General features: G+C 63.9%; 14 protein-coding genes and 1 pseudogene. 6 read left to right on the top strand and 9 right to left on the bottom strand.

The window, feature by feature from the left end; translation table 11 throughout:
• The first annotated feature begins 86 nt into the window (after positions 1–86).
• Both ACP7DW_RS17410 and ACP7DW_RS17405 read left to right on the top strand, forming a co-directional pair.
• Positions 87–830, top strand: a complete 744-nt coding sequence (locus ACP7DW_RS17410) for a DNA-binding protein (RefSeq protein WP_426055935.1) — start codon at positions 87–89, stop codon at positions 828–830.
• 226 nt (positions 831–1,056) lie between these two features.
• Positions 1,057–2,004: a cupin-like domain-containing protein gene (locus ACP7DW_RS17405; protein WP_426055934.1), complete on the top strand. Its 948-nt coding sequence runs from the start codon at positions 1,057–1,059 to the stop codon at positions 2,002–2,004.
• Here the strand turns inward: ACP7DW_RS17405 and ACP7DW_RS17400 are convergent.
• On the bottom strand, positions 2,001–2,912 hold the full coding sequence (locus tag ACP7DW_RS17400) for a DMT family transporter (protein WP_426055933.1): 912 nt from the start codon (positions 2,910–2,912) through the stop codon (positions 2,001–2,003). The genes ACP7DW_RS17405 and ACP7DW_RS17400 overlap by 4 nt on opposite strands.
• A 51-nt stretch (positions 2,913–2,963) precedes the next feature.
• On the opposite strand from ACP7DW_RS17400, the gene ACP7DW_RS17395 reads away from it, so the two are divergent.
• Together ACP7DW_RS17395 and ACP7DW_RS17390 are read left to right on the top strand one after the other, a co-directional pair.
• Positions 2,964–3,521, top strand: coding sequence for a helix-turn-helix domain-containing protein (locus ACP7DW_RS17395; protein WP_426055932.1), 558 nt, complete (start codon positions 2,964–2,966; stop codon positions 3,519–3,521).
• Positions 3,522–3,536: 15 nt separating this feature from the next.
• A pseudogene (locus tag ACP7DW_RS17390) lies at positions 3,537–4,454 on the top strand (ADP-ribosylglycohydrolase family protein); the annotation flags it as partial.
• On the opposite strand, the gene ACP7DW_RS17385 reads toward ACP7DW_RS17390, so the two are convergent.
• From ACP7DW_RS17385 to trpS, 4 genes are all read right to left on the bottom strand, one after another.
• Positions 4,446–5,177, bottom strand: coding sequence for a class I SAM-dependent methyltransferase (locus ACP7DW_RS17385; RefSeq protein WP_426055931.1), 732 nt, complete (start codon positions 5,175–5,177; stop codon positions 4,446–4,448). The pseudogene ACP7DW_RS17390 and the gene ACP7DW_RS17385 sit on opposite strands and share 9 nt — an antisense overlap.
• A complete protein-coding gene (locus ACP7DW_RS17380; RefSeq protein WP_426055930.1) occupies positions 5,174–6,430 on the bottom strand; it encodes a voltage-gated chloride channel family protein in 1,257 nt (418 codons plus the stop codon). Before ACP7DW_RS17380 ends, ACP7DW_RS17385 begins: the two co-directional genes overlap by 4 nt.
• 36 nt (positions 6,431–6,466) lie before the next feature.
• Positions 6,467–8,056, bottom strand: coding sequence for a pyridoxal-dependent decarboxylase (locus tag ACP7DW_RS17375; RefSeq protein WP_426055929.1), 1,590 nt, complete (start codon positions 8,054–8,056; stop codon positions 6,467–6,469).
• A 119-nt stretch (positions 8,057–8,175) separates the two neighbouring features.
• Complete coding sequence (trpS, locus tag ACP7DW_RS17370; protein WP_426055928.1) at positions 8,176–9,252, bottom strand: tryptophan--tRNA ligase; 1,077 nt, start codon at positions 9,250–9,252, stop codon at positions 8,176–8,178.
• A 297-nt stretch (positions 9,253–9,549) separates the two neighbouring features.
• Here trpS and ACP7DW_RS17365 point away from each other — a divergent pair, with 297 nt between their 5' ends.
• Positions 9,550–11,493 carry a CocE/NonD family hydrolase gene (locus ACP7DW_RS17365; RefSeq protein WP_426055927.1) on the top strand — a complete coding sequence of 648 codons (1,944 nt, stop codon included), beginning with the start codon at positions 9,550–9,552 and terminating at the stop codon, positions 11,491–11,493.
• Here ACP7DW_RS17365 and ACP7DW_RS17360 read toward each other — a convergent pair.
• From ACP7DW_RS17360 to ACP7DW_RS17345, 4 genes are all read right to left on the bottom strand, one after another.
• Positions 11,490–12,347: an EamA family transporter gene (locus ACP7DW_RS17360; protein ID WP_426055926.1), complete on the bottom strand. Its 858-nt coding sequence runs from the start codon at positions 12,345–12,347 to the stop codon at positions 11,490–11,492. The genes ACP7DW_RS17365 and ACP7DW_RS17360 overlap by 4 nt on opposite strands.
• 7 nt (positions 12,348–12,354) lie before the next feature.
• A complete protein-coding gene (locus tag ACP7DW_RS17355; protein WP_426055925.1) occupies positions 12,355–13,176 on the bottom strand; it encodes a substrate-binding periplasmic protein in 822 nt (273 codons plus the stop codon).
• Positions 13,177–13,276: 100 nt separating this feature from the next.
• Positions 13,277–14,557 carry a TCR/Tet family MFS transporter gene (locus ACP7DW_RS17350; protein WP_426055924.1) on the bottom strand — a complete coding sequence of 427 codons (1,281 nt, stop codon included), beginning with the start codon at positions 14,555–14,557 and terminating at the stop codon, positions 13,277–13,279.
• 72 nt (positions 14,558–14,629) lie between these two features.
• Positions 14,630–15,280 carry an HD domain-containing protein gene (locus ACP7DW_RS17345; RefSeq protein ID WP_426055923.1) on the bottom strand — a complete coding sequence of 217 codons (651 nt, stop codon included), beginning with the start codon at positions 15,278–15,280 and terminating at the stop codon, positions 14,630–14,632.
• A 334-nt stretch (positions 15,281–15,614) separates the two neighbouring features.
• Here ACP7DW_RS17345 and ACP7DW_RS17340 point away from each other — a divergent pair, with 334 nt between their 5' ends.
• Positions 15,615–16,106: a chemotaxis protein CheW gene (locus ACP7DW_RS17340; RefSeq protein ID WP_035818113.1), complete on the top strand. Its 492-nt coding sequence runs from the start codon at positions 15,615–15,617 to the stop codon at positions 16,104–16,106.
• The last annotated feature ends 111 nt before the right edge of the window (positions 16,107–16,217 follow it).

Below are 16,217 nucleotides of genomic sequence, written 5' to 3'. Positions count from 1 at the left end.
GAGAAATACTTTACGCTTTGCCGCCGCTGGCATAAGATAGTGCCCCTGGGCAAGATTGCCTTGGGCAACATTCAAGAGCAGACGACATGGCAAAAGTAAGCGCGGAACAGATCAATGCGGCAATGGAAGCGATGGCGGGCGAAGGCCAGGCCATCACGGTGCGCGCCTTGCGCGAACGGCTGGGCAACGGCGCCTGTCTCGGCACCATCAGCAAGCTCTTGCTGCGCCGCAAGGCGGGTGCGCAACGCCAGATCGCTGCCGCCGCCGAACTGTCGCCCGTGCTGCAGCAAGCCATCCTCGATTATGTAGGACAGGAATTAAGCGCCAGCCACCGCGCGCACGAAGCCGAGATGAACGACAATCAACAGGAATTGATGGACCTGGCCAGCGAGAACGAGCGTCAGCAAGAGTTGCTCGACCTGCAGGCGGGCGAACTGGAAACCTTGCGCGGGGAACTCGAACGCGAACGGCAAGTGGCGAACCAGGCGCGCACGGACCTGGCCAAGGCGCAGCTGCGCCTGGAAGGCTTGCCACGCCTGGAAGAGGCGGCCGAGCAGGCGCGCATGGACCTGGCCAAGGCGCAATTCAAGCTCGAAGGCATCCCGCGCCTGGAAGAGGCGGCCGAAGCGGCGCGCGCTGAACTGATCCAGGCCCAGCTGAAGCTGGAAAGCCTGACCCGCGTGGAAACGGAACTGGCGGCCGCCCGCCTGGAACTGGAAGCGGAACGCGAAGAGCTGGGCGAAACGCGCGCCGAGCTCGACGAAGAGCGCACCTTGCGCATCAAGGCGCAGCAGTTCATCGTCGATCCCATCTTCAAGACGCCTGTCTGAGGACACCTGAGCAAACCTGCTGCGCGTTGGTATAGGCGGCTTGCGATGCTCACCGCACCTCAGTGCGGTTGCGCTTCTTAGCCACAAATCACTGCCGCTCGCGACGGTTTTGTCAGGTGTCGATGCGTCGTAGGGAATCTCTCATGCGTGCTGCACGGGCCTTGCTGGCTTAAAATGTCGCACTGTCGCGCCATGCCGCGCGACGCCCTGATCGCAAAGAAGGTTTATGTCCGTAGAAAAAGAAGTGCCGCCCGAGCTTGCGGCCACCCCCATCGCGCCGCGCGCCTTGCCGCCCAGGCCGCCAGCCGAATGCAGTTCGCCCGAAGCGGCACTGGCGCGCAAGCTGGCGCGCGAAGACAAGGATGCCCAGGTGCGCGGCGTCACGTCCATCGACGCCATGCGCGAGGCCATCAAGCAGGCGGCGCGTGACTTGCCTGGCATCACCGAGGTGCCGCGCCTGGGCATGCAGGGTGCCGCCGCCTTCCGCGCGCGCGCCGCGCTCGGTTTGCCCTTCCTGATGCGCGGGCTGGTGCAGCGCTGGCCCTTGTCCGGGCTGGCGCCGGACGTCTTGCGCCAGCAGTTCAGCCACGTGCCCGTGCGTGCGCGGGTGGGCGACTACATCAACACGGCGTTCGCGGCCGACCGCGCCATGCAGGATATGTCGATGGGGCAATACCTGGACCTGGTGGCAGAGGGCAAGGACGCGTTGCCGCCGTACCTGGGCAATCTGGAATTGCGCGAGCTGAACCGCCTGTGCCACTGGCCCACGTATTTCGACAAGATGGGTCCGCCACGCTTCTGGGTGGGGCCGGCCGGCACGGTCACGCCCTTGCATTGCGATTACGACGACAATATCTTCGCGCAAGTGTGGGGCCGCAAGCGCATTTTTTTATCGCCGCCGCACCACGATGCCTTCCTGTACCCCAGCGAAGCGAACGCCATCCTGTTCGGTTCGCCCTTCGACCCGGAAGCGCCCGACTTCGCGCGTTTCCCCCTGGCGCGCCAGGCCACCATGATCGAATGCATCGTCGAGCCGGGCGACATGCTGTACGTGCCCGCCGGCTGGTACCACCAGGTGCGCGCGCTGACGTTTTCGCTATCCTCGAACCGCTGGGCCAGGGCCGTGCCGCTGGCGCTGCATGGAGATACGGCGCTGCGGCGGGCCGAGGCTTAATCTGATGGCGTGATGGCCTTGCCATCGGCGCGCAGGCGCTTCGGCCGCCACTCGCTGAGGATGCCAGCAGCGATGATCAATATCCCTCCCACGATGGCCAGCGCGGGCAGGCGTTCACCGGCAATGCGCCCGATCACGCCCGCCCAGACAGGCTCGCCCGCATAGATCAAGGTGGCCTTGGTGGCGGAAATGCGCTTTTGCGCCCAGTTCATCACATATTGAATCAGCGCGCTGGCGAAGCCCAAGGCCAGCACGCTGAGGATGAACGTCTGGCTCAGGGCGGGCGGCGCTTCGCCCGTGACGGGCATCAGCAGCAGGGCGATCAATGATGCCGTGGCCAGTTGCACGATGGTCACGCGCAGGATGTTCAATTGCGGCGAGACGCGGCTGATCAAAATAATTTCCAGGGCGATCGCGATGGCGCCCACGGCCGTCATCAGCTCGCCTTTGCCCAGGCCCATGCTCAGGCCATCCGTTCCCGTGAGCAACAGCAAGCCGACGAAAGCCATCACCACGGCCGCCCAGACGGCGGCGCGGGGCCGCTGCTTGAAGACCAGCCATTGCACCAGCGGCACGATGGGCACATAGAAGGCCGTGATAAAGGCCGATTTGCTGCTCGTGATATGCATCAAGCCATAGGTCTGCAGCGCGTAGCCGCCAAAGATGCTGACACCGATGGCCATTCCCGTGAGCAATTCGGCCTTCGTCAACTGGCGCAGCTGGCCCCGGCAAACGAGGGCGCCGATGCTGGCGGCCACGGCGAAGCGGGCAGCGACAAAGGCCAGCGGGCCGCTGACCGTCACGGCATGCTGCACGACAAGAAAAGTGCCGCCCCAGATGAAGGTAATGGCGATCAGGGCCAGTTCGGGCAGGCCGAGGGCGGGCGGGGGACTTGCATGTGTTTTCATGGGGAGCTATGCTATGAGCAAAATATTTCCCATCATCATAGGAGCAATATATTGCGCAGTCAAGCCGAGGCCGGTGGCGTGCTGGCACACCTGGCGACAAATCTGCGGCGCTTGCGTCTGGCCGCCGGCCTCAGCCAGGAAGAGCTGGCGCGCCTGTCGGGACTCAGCCGGCGCATGGTCAATGGCGTCGAGGCGGGCAGCACCAACATCAGCCTGGCCAATCTCGACCACGTGGCCGCCGCCTTGAAAGTAGCCTTTGTCGACCTGGTGCAGCCTCCCCAGCAGCCGCACGACAGCCTGCGCGTGCTGATGTGGCAAAGCGCATCGCAGGCGAGCCAGGCCGTGCTGCTGGGCGCGGCGCCCGCCACCCGCCAGGTGGAACTGTGGTCGTGGACCCTGGCGCCGGGCGAGCGCTATGATGCGCAGGCTGATCCGGCTGGCTTCAGCGAAATGCTCTACGTGCTGGAAGGCGAGTTGCAGCTCGTGCTGGCGGCCGGAGCCAGACACCTGGCCACCGGCGATTTTTTCGTCTTCAGCAGCGCGCAAGCGTATGCCTATGTCAATGCGGGTGCATCCACTTTGCGCTTTACGCGCAATGTGGCCAGCTAAGAGTTAATGGAAACCATGAATACGCCAACTTTGCACAACCGTTATCTGGGCGCCATGCTGGCGCTGGCCTGTGGCGATGCCGTCGGCACGAGCGTGGAATTTTCCCCGCGCGGCAGCTTTGCGCCGGTGACTGGCATGTTGGGCGGCGGTCCGTTTGGTCTGCAGCCAGGACAATGGACGGACGATACATCGATGGCGCTGTGCCTGGCCGAGAGTCTGATACTGAAAGGGGTGTTCGATCCGGCGGACCAGATGGTGCGGTATCTGAACTGGTGGCAATGGGGCTACCTGAGCTCCACCGGCACCTGCTTCGATATCGGTGGCACGGTCCGGGACGCGTTGGCCAGTTTCCAGGAAACAGGCAATCCCTACAGTGGTTCCACCGCGCCGATGACAGCAGGCAATGGATCGCTCATGCGCCTGGCTCCCGTCGTGCTGTTTGCCTATCCGGATGCGCCGGCGGCCGTGGCTTACGCCGCCGATAGCTCGCGCACGACCCACGCGGCGCCGGAAGCGATCGAAAGCTGCCAGTTGTTCGCGGCCTTGCTGTGCAGCGTGCTGGCGGGTACGCCGAAAGATGCGCTCATGGACAGTGTGGCTTATCGTCCTGCCGAACCGCGGCTGGTGGAGCTGGCCAGTGGCAACTTCATCGCCAAGACGGAAGGGCAGATACGCGGCACGGGCTATTGCGTGGAGTCGCTGGAAGCGGCGCTCTGGTGCTTCTTCCATACCGACACACTGGAGGAGGCCGTGTTACGCGCCGTCAACCTAGGCGAGGATGCCGATACGACCGGCGCCATCGTCGGCCAGCTTGCCGGTGCGTATTATGGCGCGCAGGCAATTCCTGCGCGCTGGCTGGAAGCGCTGGCCATGCGCGCCGATATCGAAGCGCTGGCGGGCAAAATTGTTCCAGCGGGCCCGGGGCTAGCGCAGGCTACACCCCACCAGCAACAGCATCGGCCGTTCCCGCTCTTCGGCCAGGGCCGGCTGCTGCGCGACTTGCTCGTCGGTGGGGCTCCATTCTTCCACATGGTCCAGCTGGAAACCGGCGCGTAGCAAGGCGTTCAAGGTCGTGCCGAGGGTGCGGTGCTGCTTGATCACGCCCGGCGCCAGCCAGTCCGAGACGCGCGGGCCTTGTTGCTGGTAACTGTCGACGGGCCAGCGTTTGCGGCCTTGCGCATCGGCCAGCCAGCCAGGCTGGCGCGGCGCCATGAAGATCGGGTGCTCGATGGAAAACACCAGCTTGCCGCCCGGTTTCAGGCCGTGGCGGATGGCGGCCAGCAGGGCGTCGAAGCCTGCGATGTAGTGGAAGGCCAGCGAGCTGTAGACGAGGTCGTAGCTGGCCGGCGGCAAGGCCAGTTGTTCCAGATCCAGCCGGGCATACTCGACCACCGCGTACTCCCCCATGGTGCGCGCCTGCGCCAGCATCTTTTCCGACACATCCACGCCCAGCACCCGCGCCGCGCCAGTCTCGGCAGCCCAGCGGCAGAACCAGCCATAGCCGCAGCCCAGGTCGAGCACGCTTTTTCCTGGTAACTCGGGCAGCGTGGCGCGCAGGGCCGGCCATTCGGGGGCGCTGTCGAGGCCGCCGAGGGAGCGGGGCAGCTGGCTGTAGCCGGTAAAGAAGGCGTCGTTGTCGTAGATATTCTGTGTCATGTGTCTGCTGAATCCTTGTGGGTCGTGCGCTTGGCGTGGCCGCTGCGTTGCGCCCGGTAAATGCCCGCATGGCCGGAAAACAGATAGGCGACGACGCAGGCGATGGCCGCGTAGACGCCGATCTCCGCGCCGAACAGTTCCATCGCCATCAGGGTCGAGGCGATCGGCGTGTTGGCGGCGCCCGCGAAGACGGCAACAAAACCGATGGCGGCCAGCAGGGTGACGGGCTGGTGCAGCAGCGGACCCAGCGCATTGCCCAAGGTCGCGCCGATGAAGAACAAGGGCGTCACTTCGCCGCCCTTGAAGCCCGTGCCGAGCGAGACGATGGTAAATGCCATCTTCGCGAGGAAATCGTATGCTGGCAGCGGTCCCTGCAGGGCGTCGACGATGGTGGGAATGCCCAGGCCGATATACTTGTCCGTGCCCAGCAGCCACACGGCCAGCGCGATGACGAGACCGCCGGCCAGCGGGCGCAGCGGGGCGTAGGCGATCTTGCGTTTCATCCAGCCACTCAAGCCGTGCGTGGCTTGCGCAAACAGTTTGCCGGTCATGCCGAACAGCACGCCCGCGATGACCATGGCGCACAAGGTCCAGGTTGAAAGGGCGGGAATCAAAGGCACGGCGTAATGAGTATGCTGAATGTTGAATAACTGCCCCCACAACAGGCCCACCTGGTCGGCGATGACGGCGGCGGCCAGGCAGGGCAGCATGGCTTCGTAGCGCAGGCGACCGATGGCCAGCACTTCCAGGCCGAAGAGGGCGCCCGCCAGCGGCGTGCCGAAGACGGAGGCAAAGCCGGCGCTGATGCCGGCCATCAGGATGATGCGGCGATCTTCGTTGTTCAGGCGAAACATGCGCGTGAGCTGGTCGGCCAGCGCGCCGCCCATCTGCACGGCCGTGCCTTCGCGTCCGACCGAGGCGCCGAACAGATGCGAGAGGACCGTGCCGCCCAGCACCAGCGGCGCCATGCGCAGGGGGATGATTCTTTTCGGGTCGTGGATTTCATCGATGAGCAGGTTCGCGCCGCCTTCGACACTGCTGCCGTAGCGCAGATACAGCCAGCCGACGGCAAAGCCCGCCACGGGCAGCAGCCAGATCAGCCAGGCGTGCGCCAGGCGCGTGCGTGTGGCCCAGTCGAGGGCGAACAGGAAACCGGCCGAGGCCGACCCCGCCAGTGCTGCCACGATGCTCGCGAGCAGCAGCCATTTCAACAGATGCCGTAACAGGTCGGTGAGGGCGCTCAGGCGGTGCATCGTGCATCCAGTCAGGGCTGATGGGTGGGTGTTTCTTTACAGGCCCAGTTCCGCCACCAGCGCCTGGCCGATGGCGCGCTGCTCGGCCAGGATGGCACGCAGGTGGTGGGGGCGCGTCTTGACATTCGTCATGACCACACGCAGTACATTGGTCGGGCCGGGGTAGCGCGTCGATTCGAGCACCGTGCGCGACACAAAGCTGTGGCCCTGCGCCTTTTGCCGGTTTTGCAGTTTGGCGGTCAAGGTGTTCAGCTGCTGGTTCAGTTCCGTCGCCGCATCGAGCTGGCCGCTGGTCAGCAAGCTTTCCATGCGCTGGCGCAAGTGCGCGGGCACGTAGCGGTAAGTGAGAATGAAGGTGTCGGAACGCGTGACCAGTTCAAAATCCTGCTGGTCGGCCAGCAAATCCTGCAGCTGGCCGGACAGGGTGGCCGCCTGCCGCAGCAGGGTGGTGTAGCCGGACACGCCCAGCACCTTGAACGAGGTCCACAGTTTCAAGGCGTCGAAGCGGCGCGAGCCTTCCAGCGACGTCTGGCCCAGGTCGCCCGAGTTGTCGCGCAAGATGTAGTTGGCGTTGTGCTTCAGCAAGTTCAGGCTGGCGCTGTCCTTGAACAGCACCATGCTTTGCGCCATCGGCACCCACAGCAGCTTATGCCCGTCGATGACGACGGAGTCGGCCAAAGCAATCCCGTCGTACAGCGCGCGGTATTGTTCCGCGATCAAGAGCGCTCCGCCCCAGGCCGCATCCACATGGAACCAGATGGATTCGCGTGCGGCAATCGCCGCCATGGCGGCCAGCGGGTCGATGGCGCCCGTTTCCGTCGTGCCGGCGATGCCGATCATGGCAACGACCTTGATCTTGCGCAGTTTTAAATCGGCAATGGTGGCTTCCAGCGCGGCGACGTCGATGCGGTTGTCGCGGTCGACGGCCACCAGGTGCAGGGCGTTTTCGCCGAGGCCCAGGGTCGCCAGCGCCTTTTTCACGGAATAGTGGCTGCGGGCCGAACCGATGACGGCCAGCCCCGCATGGCCGGATGCCTGCATGGCGGCAAACAGGCCCCGCTTGCGCGTGCCAGGCAGTTGCTGTTCCAGCGCCACGGCCAGCGCCGTCAGGTTGCCCATGGTGCCACCATTGACGACATTGCCCAGCGCGCCACTGGTGGCGGCCATCGCCTGCGTGTAGACGGCATCCGGTTGCTGGTACACCTGGCGGTGCAGCCAGCCGAGGATCTGTTTTTCGATCAGGGTCGACACATACGCCGTCTCGATTTTGACCTGGTTCTGGTTCAGGGTGGCCGTAAACGCCTCGGCCAGCACGCTGATCCAGGGCAGGGCCTGCGTCATGTGGCCGATGTATTGCGGGTGGTTCAGCTGGGCCGTATTGGCCAGCACGGTGGTATCGAGTTCTTGCAGGAATGCCGCCACGGGCATGCCGTGTGCGGGCAGGCAAGTGTCGGACAGTTGCGTCAGCAGTTCCGCGTACGGCGTGTGTGGATATGGTTCGGCGCGCTCGGCGGCCAGCCAGCCGCCCAGCATGCGCAGCGCCTGCTGCAAGGGCGCAGGCGAGCGTTGCAGCGCATCGATGGAAAAATGCTGCTGCAGCAGCTGTTCGACAGGGGTCTCGGTCATGGCGCTTTGTCTTCTTTACGGATTGCTGATGCCACGGTGACAAACGAATTGCGCCCAGGCGAAAGCGGGATTTTACCCGACTCCGCCTGGGCGCATCAGTTTGCCATTCCTGCCGGTGATCAGAAGTAGTTCAGGCCCAGCGCCGACTTGACTTCATCGGCCGTGCGGGCCGCCACTTCGCGTGCCTTGAAGGTGCCTTCCTTGAGCATCTGGATGACTTGGCCCTTGTCCTTGGCGAACTCTTCGCGGCGGGCGCGGATCGGCGCCAGCATTTCCTGCAAGACCAGGTCCAGGCGCTTCTTGACGATGCTGTCGCCCAGGCCGCCGCGCACGTAATGGGCTTTCATCTCGGCCAGCGCCGCTTTTTCCGGGTCGAACGCATCGAGGTACGTGAAGGCGATGTTGCCTTCCAGGTGGCCCGGGTCTTCCACGCGCAGGTGCAGCGGGTCGGTATAGACTTTTTTCACGGCAGCCGTGATTTCGGCCGAGGTCGCGCCCAGGTTGATGGTGTTGCCCAGCGACTTGCTCATCTTGGCCTTGCCGTCGATGCCTGGCAGGCGGCCGATGTCGGGCACCAGCGCCTTGCATTCCATCAGCACTTCGCGGTTGTACATGCGGTTGAAGCGGCGCACGATTTCATTCGTTTGCTCGATCATCGGGATCTGGTCTTCGCCCACGGGTACCACGCCCGCCTTGAAGGCCGTGATGTCGGCCGCCTGGCTGGCAGGGTAGGTCAAAAAGCCGGCCGGGATGTCGCGCTCGAAGCCGCGCAAGCGGATTTCTTCCTTGACGGTGGGGTTGCGCTCGAGGCGCGCCACGGTGACGATGTTCAGGTAGTAAAAGGTCAGCTCGGCCAGTTCCGGGATTTGCGACTGGATGAAGACCGTGGTCTTGCTCGGGTCGATGCCCACGGCCAGGTAATCGAGCGCCACTTCGACGACGTTGCGGTGCACCTTGTCGATGTCATCCATATTGTCCGTCAGCGCCTGTGCGTCGGCCAGCATGATGAATTGCTTGTAGCTGTTCTGGTAGCGGACGCGGTCGCGCAGGCTGCCCACGTAGTGGCCCAGGTGCAAGGGGCCGGTCGGGCGGTCGCCCGTCAGGATCACGGATTGCGAAGCGATGGCGGCAGCCGAGAGCGGCGCGGCCGGGGTGTTGTCGGTATCGGGGGTGTCGGGAGTATTAGGCAAGCTCATCAAGTTTCCTTTTGAGCCGCCTGCATCGGGGATGATCCAGGCTGAGCCTGTTACGCCACCGATCGAGGCGGCGTGGATCAAATTCACATCACTATAGAGTGGCCGCGCGAAAGTGAGCGGGACCACCAATTCAAGCAGGCGTGTTGTGACGGGATAAATTTCATGGCGTTATGGTTGCAGTTCGTGCGCGTTCTGTCAAGTTGCGTGCCGATTTATCTGCGGCCCGGGCGGACGTTTGATTTCTGTCAAACTTGCTTTGCGGGTACTATTGCCAGCATGAATCTTTTGGAGAAGCGTATGCCTGTCGTAGCCCCCATCCGCCTGAGTAGCCTGGCCATGCTGCTCAGCACCTTGTTCAGCGCCTCCGCGCTGGCGCAAACGCCGCCGATGACGCCCGATATCGGCGCCAGGCTGGTGATGCCCGATGTGAATGATTACGTCAGGCGCGTGGTGATGATCCCCATGCGCGACGGCGTCAAGCTGTACACGGTGATCGTCGTGCCGAAAGGCGCCCAAAAAGCGCCCATCATGCTCACGCGCACGCCCTACAACGCGGCCCGCCGCGCCCAGCGCGCCGCCAGTCCCAGCATGCTGGCCACCTTGCCGCAGGGCGACGATACCCTGGTGGAAAACGGCTACATCCGCGTCTTCCAGGACGTGCGCGGCAAGCATGGCTCGGAAGGCGATTACGTGATGACGCGCCCCGTGCGCGGTCCGCTCAACCATACCAAGGTCGATAACGTCACCGATGCGTGGGACACCATCGATTGGCTGGTGAAAAATGTGCCGGAAACGAATGGCAAGGTGGGCATGCTGGGTTCCTCGTACGAGGGCCATACGGTGCTGATGGCCCTGGTCGACCCGCATCCGGCGCTGAAGGTGGCCATACCCATGAGCGCCATGGTCGATGGCTGGCGCGGCGACGACTGGTTCCATAATGGCGCCTTCCGCATGCCCAGCCTGTCGTACATCGCGGGACAGACCAGCGTGCGCGGCAGTGGCGAATCGCCGGCGCTGGGCGTCTACGACGACTACGACGCGTATCTGCGCATCGGCTCGGCCGGTGCCTACGCGAAGAAATTTGGCATCGACAAGCTGACCTACACGAAAAAGCTGTTTGAACACCCGGCCTACGACAGTTACTGGCAGGAACAGGCGCTCGATAAAATCCTGGCGAAACGCCCGCTGATCGTGCCGACCATGCACGTGGTGGGGCAATGGGACCAGGAAGATATCTATGGCCCCTACGCCAGCTACTGGGCGATGGAAGGGCGCGACAAGCGCAACAACCTCAATTACCTGGCCATCGGCCCGTGGCGCCATAGCGGCGTCAACTATGACGGCTCCAGCCTGGGCGCCCTGAAGTTTGACGGCGATACGGCGCGCCAGTTCCGTGAAAAAGTCATGCAGCCATTCCTCAATCACTACCTGAAGGATGGCGCGCCGGACGCGAACACGGCGCCCGTGGTGTCGTACCAGAGCGGCACGAACCAGTGGCAGCGCCTGCAGCAGTGGCCGCTGGCCTGCGAGACCTGCGACACCAGGCTGACGCCGATCTACCTGCAGGATGGTTACAAGCTGGGCTTTGCGGGGCCATCGGGGGCTGCGGATGCGGCGCAAGGCGCCTTCGACGAATACGTGGCCGATCCGGCGAAACCCGTGCCGTTCGTGGCGCGTCCCGTGCGCCTCGCCGACGGTGACGTGTGGAAGCCATGGCTGGTCAGCGACCAGCGCGGCTATGCGGACCGCACGGACGTGCTCAGCTATGTTTCCGAGCCGTTGAAGACGGCCGTGCGCATCGCCGGCGCGCCGATGGTCAACCTGTTCGCCGCCACCAGCGGCACGGATGCCGACTGGGTGGTGAAATTGATCGACGTGTATCCGGACGAAGTGCCGTCGCAGCCGGCCATGGGCGGGTACCAGTTGGGCGTGGCGATGGACATCTTCCGCGGGCGCTACCGCGACAGCTTCGAGCACCCGACGCCGATTCCTGCGGGCAAGGTGGAGCGCTACCGTTTCGCCTTGCCGAACGCGAATCACGTCTTCCTGCCCGGCCACCGCATCGCCGTGCAAGTGCAGTCGAGCTGGTTCCCCCTGTACGACCGCAACCCGCAAACCTTCGTGCCGAACATCTTCCTGGCCCAGCCAGGCGATTATAAAAAGGCCACGCAGCGCGTGTATCACGCGGCAGGGGCGGCCAGCGCCATCGAGTTGCCGATCGCGCCGCTCGACGCGCGTTAGCCCATGCGCATCAGTACTGCCCCCGCCGCGATCAGGACTATGGCCAGGTAGCGGCGGGGGCTGATTTTTTCGCGCAGGAACAGGGCCGCAATGGCGATGGCGAACAGAATCGACGTTTCGCGCAGGGCCGCGATGGCGGCCACGCTTGCCTGCGTCATGGCCCACAGGGCCAGCCCATACGAAGCGAGGGTGCCGACACCGCCAAACGCGGCCAGATGCCATTGCGTTTGCGCATACGCGAGCAGGTCGGCAGGGCGGCGCAGCACCGTCCACAGCAGCAGTCCCGCGCCGTTCAAGACAAAAATCCACATGGTGTAGGCGGCTGGCGCGCCGGACAGGCGCACGCCGATGCCGTCGATCAGGGTATAGCTGGCGATGACGCAGGCGTTGCCCAGCGCAAAGGCGGTGGCGCGTCCCGTGTTTTTCCGCACGGCGGCCGTGGCGGGCAGGCGCGCGGCGAAATACAGTGCGAAGATGCCCGCGCAGATGCAGGCGACGGCGCTCATCTGCATGGAAGACAGCCGCTCGCCGATCAGCGGCCAGCTGGCCAGCGCCACGATGAGCGGCGCGCTGCCGCGCATCAGAGGGTAGGCATGGCTCATGTCGCCCGCCTTGTAGGCGGCCGCCAGCAGCGAGTAATAGGCCAGCTGTGCCACGGCCGAGGCGGCCAGGTAGGGCCAGCTGGCCGGTGCGGGAGCCTCGACAAAGGGCAGCACGGCCAGCGAGATCAGGGCCGCGCCCGCGGAGACGAGTACCGTGCTGAGAAAGGTATCCTTGCCCGACTTGACGATGGCGTTCCAGCTGGCGTGCAGCAGGGCGGCAAACAGGACGACGGCGACGACCAGACCGGACATGCAGGCCTTAGCGCGGGCGGATGCTGAGCGAGAGCAATTCCTGGCGGTGATGGCGCTGGAAGGCGTCCATCACGGTGCCCGAGCGGCCCGCCTTGTCTAGCAATTCGCGCAGAGTGGCCTGGTCTTCCGCCGTCAGCGACTTGCGCGACAGGTAGACGCCGCTCATGCCCCACGGCAGCTCCGGCAGCGCTTCCAGGCGCAGGCGGTCGGCCAGGCCGTACACGCGCGCATCGTTTTGCGCCACGCCGGCGAGGATAGTCGGACTCATGATGGTGGCGTCGATGAAGCCGCTTTGCATCAGGCGCGCCACGGAGAGCGCATCGACTTCGTAGAACAGGCGTCCCTGGCTGCTCAGCTCCTTCGCCAGCGCCTGGTACGGTGCGCCATAGTCGTAGCCGCGCACGAGCGCCACGCGCAATTCGCGCCGCTCGATCAGTTCCTGCATGGTGTTGATGGGCGCGCGCGCCCCCTGCAGCGAGATCAGCAGGGGACGGCTGCCCAGCATGGGGATGAACAAGCCATGCTGGTCGCGCCGCGGCGTGCTGCTGGCCGGGATCAGCAGGTCTGCCTTGCCCGCCTCGAACATCGCTTCCAGGCGCGCGCGCGGCACGGGGGTGAAGATGAAATTGCAGCCCAGCTTGGCGCCCATGCTGCGCAGCAAGTCGGGATAGATGCCGCTGATGCTGGCGCCATTGATGACCACGCTGGCGCCGATGGCCGAGACGGGTACCTGGATGTCGCGCGAGCATTGCGCGCCGGCCAGCGATGGCAGCGCCAGCGCCAGCAGGGCTACGGTTCGGCGCCAGGCGCTGGAATAAAAGTCAGTCATACCCATCCTTGCTTGCCATCGAATCGCGGGCGTCGGCAACGCCCGCTTGATTCTCCCATTCTCGCCTATTTATTTCCCAAGTGCAATATTATCTTGCCGACTACTTTGTGGTGGAAACCGCAAGTCTGGCCTGGCGTTGTACCTTGAAGTAGCGCCAGGCCACCAGGATGCCCAGGGTTTGCATGATGGCGCACAGATAGAAGGTGCTGCCGATGCGCCAGTCTTGCGGCGGCAAGTGGCTCACTTCACCGAGGATCATGCTGCCGAGCAAAGGCATGATGATGATGCCCAGGCTGCTGATCGACTGCAGAGAGCCCATCAGTTCTCCCTGTTCGCTGGCGGCCGACGCCTTCGAGATGATGCCTTGCAGGGCCGGGCCGGCGGCAAAGGCCAACAGGTTGCACAAAATCAGCGCATACATCATCCAGCCCTGCGTGGCCAGGCCGTACAGCAAATAGGTGAGGGCGCCCGACGCCATGCCCAGCAAGGACAGGCGCACTTCGCCAAAACGCTTGATCAAGATGCCCAGCAAGCCCGCCTGCACCACGGCCGCGCACAGGCCCACGCAGAACAGGGCGATACCGTTCTGGCGCGGCGTCCAGTCGAAGCGGAAATGCGTGTACAGCACCCAGGTGGTGTTGAGCATCATTTGCGCAAACGTCATCAGGCCGAAGGCCAGCACCAGGCCGCGGATGTCCACGCGGCGCAGCAGTTTCAGCAGGGCGGCAAACGGATTGATACGCGCCCAGGTAAATGGCGCGCGGGGCCCCGGCTGCAGCGATTCGGGCACGCAGAAATAGCCGTAGATGAAATTGGCCGCCGACAGGCCCGCCGCCACGTAAAACGGCAGGTGCAGATTGATCTCGCCCAGCAGGCCGCCCAGCATGGGGCCGCAAATGAAGCCCAGGCCAAAGGCGGCGCCGATCTTGCCGAAGCTCTTGGCGCGGTTGTCGGGCGTGGAAACGTCGGAAGCGTAGGCGGACGCGACCGACATGCTGGCCGACGAGACGCCGCCGATGATGCGGCCGATGAACAGGCAGGCCAGGTTGGGCGCCCAGCCCGTGGCGAGAAAATTGACGCCCATGCCGGCCATCGAGTACAGCAGTACTGGACGGCGTCCCACGCGGTCGCTGATGGCGCCCAGCATGGGCATGAAGATGAACTGCAGCAAGCCGAAGACGGCCGCCATGATGCCGTACCAAAACGCCTGCGCCTCCTTGCCGCTGACAAAGTCGCCGATCAGGATGGGCAGCACGGGCACCACCAGGCCGATGCCCAGCATGTCGATGAAGACGCAGACGAGAATGAAATTGAGGTTGCCGGCGCTCTTTAGGGCGGGGGATGACGGGGAATGGCTGTCGGGGCTGGTTTTATCGGACATGCATGCTTTCGGCGCGATAGCTGAGGCTTGCATTATAGACAGCATGCGCGCTGCTGGCTATCGCCACCAAGCTTATGCGCTCATTCCCCATTCGTCGGCAAAGGCGGCGCGAAAATCCGTCAGCACGGCCAGGCGCTGTTCGGCCAGCGCGCGCCCCGCCGCCGTCTGCATCTTGCCGGGCAGCTTGTCGAGCTTGGTGACGATATGGTCGAGCGCGTACGCCTTGTCGTCGAGTTCACGATGCTGCGCCAGCGGGTCCGCGCCATGCGCCAGCGCGCTATCCATGCGCGCGGCCGTATAGAACAGGCGCGCCAGTCCCACGGCGCCCAGCGCGTCGATGCGGTCGGCATCCTGCACGATGCGCGCTTCGATGGTGTGCGGCGGCAGATTGGCGGAAAAGCTGTGCGTTTCGATGGCGTGGGCCACGCCCGCCAGTTTTTCTGCAGGGAAATCCAGCTCCGCCAACCGGCGGCACGCCAGCGCGGCTGCCTGGCGCGAGGCCAGGTGGCGTTCTGGATGGTTTTTCGGCAGGTTGACCAGGTCGTGCAGATAACAGGCGGCCATCACGGTGAGGGCGTCGGCCTGCGCATGGTCTTGCAGCAGGACGGCGGCGTTGCGCCAGACGCGCTGCAGGTGGTTGATGTCGTGGGCGCCGTCGTCGCCCAGGCCGGCCGTGGCCAGTGCCAGCAGGCGTGGTTGCCATTGAGAAAGCAAAGAATCCATGGTTCAAGGTCGTAAAAAGCAGGGGCCGCCAGTGTGGCATAAAACGCCGCCACAGGTGGCCGCGAGCGTGGCGCCCCGGCGTGCCGCGTTAGCCACATAAAAGTGCATTTTGCAAAAGCATCGGCCCGGCGATCGCTCTTTTTTAGTGCATGTAAAATTTACATGGGGTAACATTGCCGCACGGAAATTAGAAACATAAGCTAATTGCTAGAAAGTATTTGCAAAAAACATACAAGTGGCGGCCATTCATTGCATTGTGGATGGCTCGTCACGTCCAGGGCCGCGTACAGCGTGTCCTGGCCTGCGCCCCAGGCGAGTTAACGAAAGGATTATCATGAACACCATTTCCAGCGACACTGGCGCAACCGTTGCCAAGGCTGCCGAATACCTGGCCTTTACCCTGGGCCAGGAAGAGTATGGCATCGACATCCAGAAAGTCAGCGAAATCCGCAGCTATGAAACGCCGACCCGCATCGCCAACGCACCCGAGTTTGTCAAGGGCGTGGTCAACTTGCGCGGCATCATCGTGCCGATCGTCGACATGCGCATCAAGTTCAACCTGGGCACGCCCAGCTATGACCAGTTCACCGTCGTCATCATCCTCAATATCGGCAACCGCGTGGTCGGCATGGTCGTCGACCGCGTCTCCGACGTCACGACCCTGATGCCGGAACAGATCAAGCCGGCGCCGGACATGGGCCGCTCGATCAACACGGAATATGTGATCGGCCTGGGCACCATCGACGAGCGCATGCTGATCCTGGTCGATATTGACCAGCTGATGTCCAGCGCCGACATGGGCTTGATCGAGAAACTGGCGGCGTAATGCCGCAGTGAAGAGAGTTTCCTCGTATATTGTCAAAAACTATTGACATTAAGTATTGCATATCGTTTCCGCAGGGAGCACGCTAGCGCATTTTCCTGGCGCACGGTTCAA

This window comes from Janthinobacterium sp. PSRC1-1, from assembly GCF_049897525.1.
GTDB lineage: Bacteria > Pseudomonadota > Gammaproteobacteria > Burkholderiales > Burkholderiaceae_D > Janthinobacterium > Janthinobacterium tructae.
This window is presented reverse-complemented; position numbering and strand designations above follow the sequence as displayed.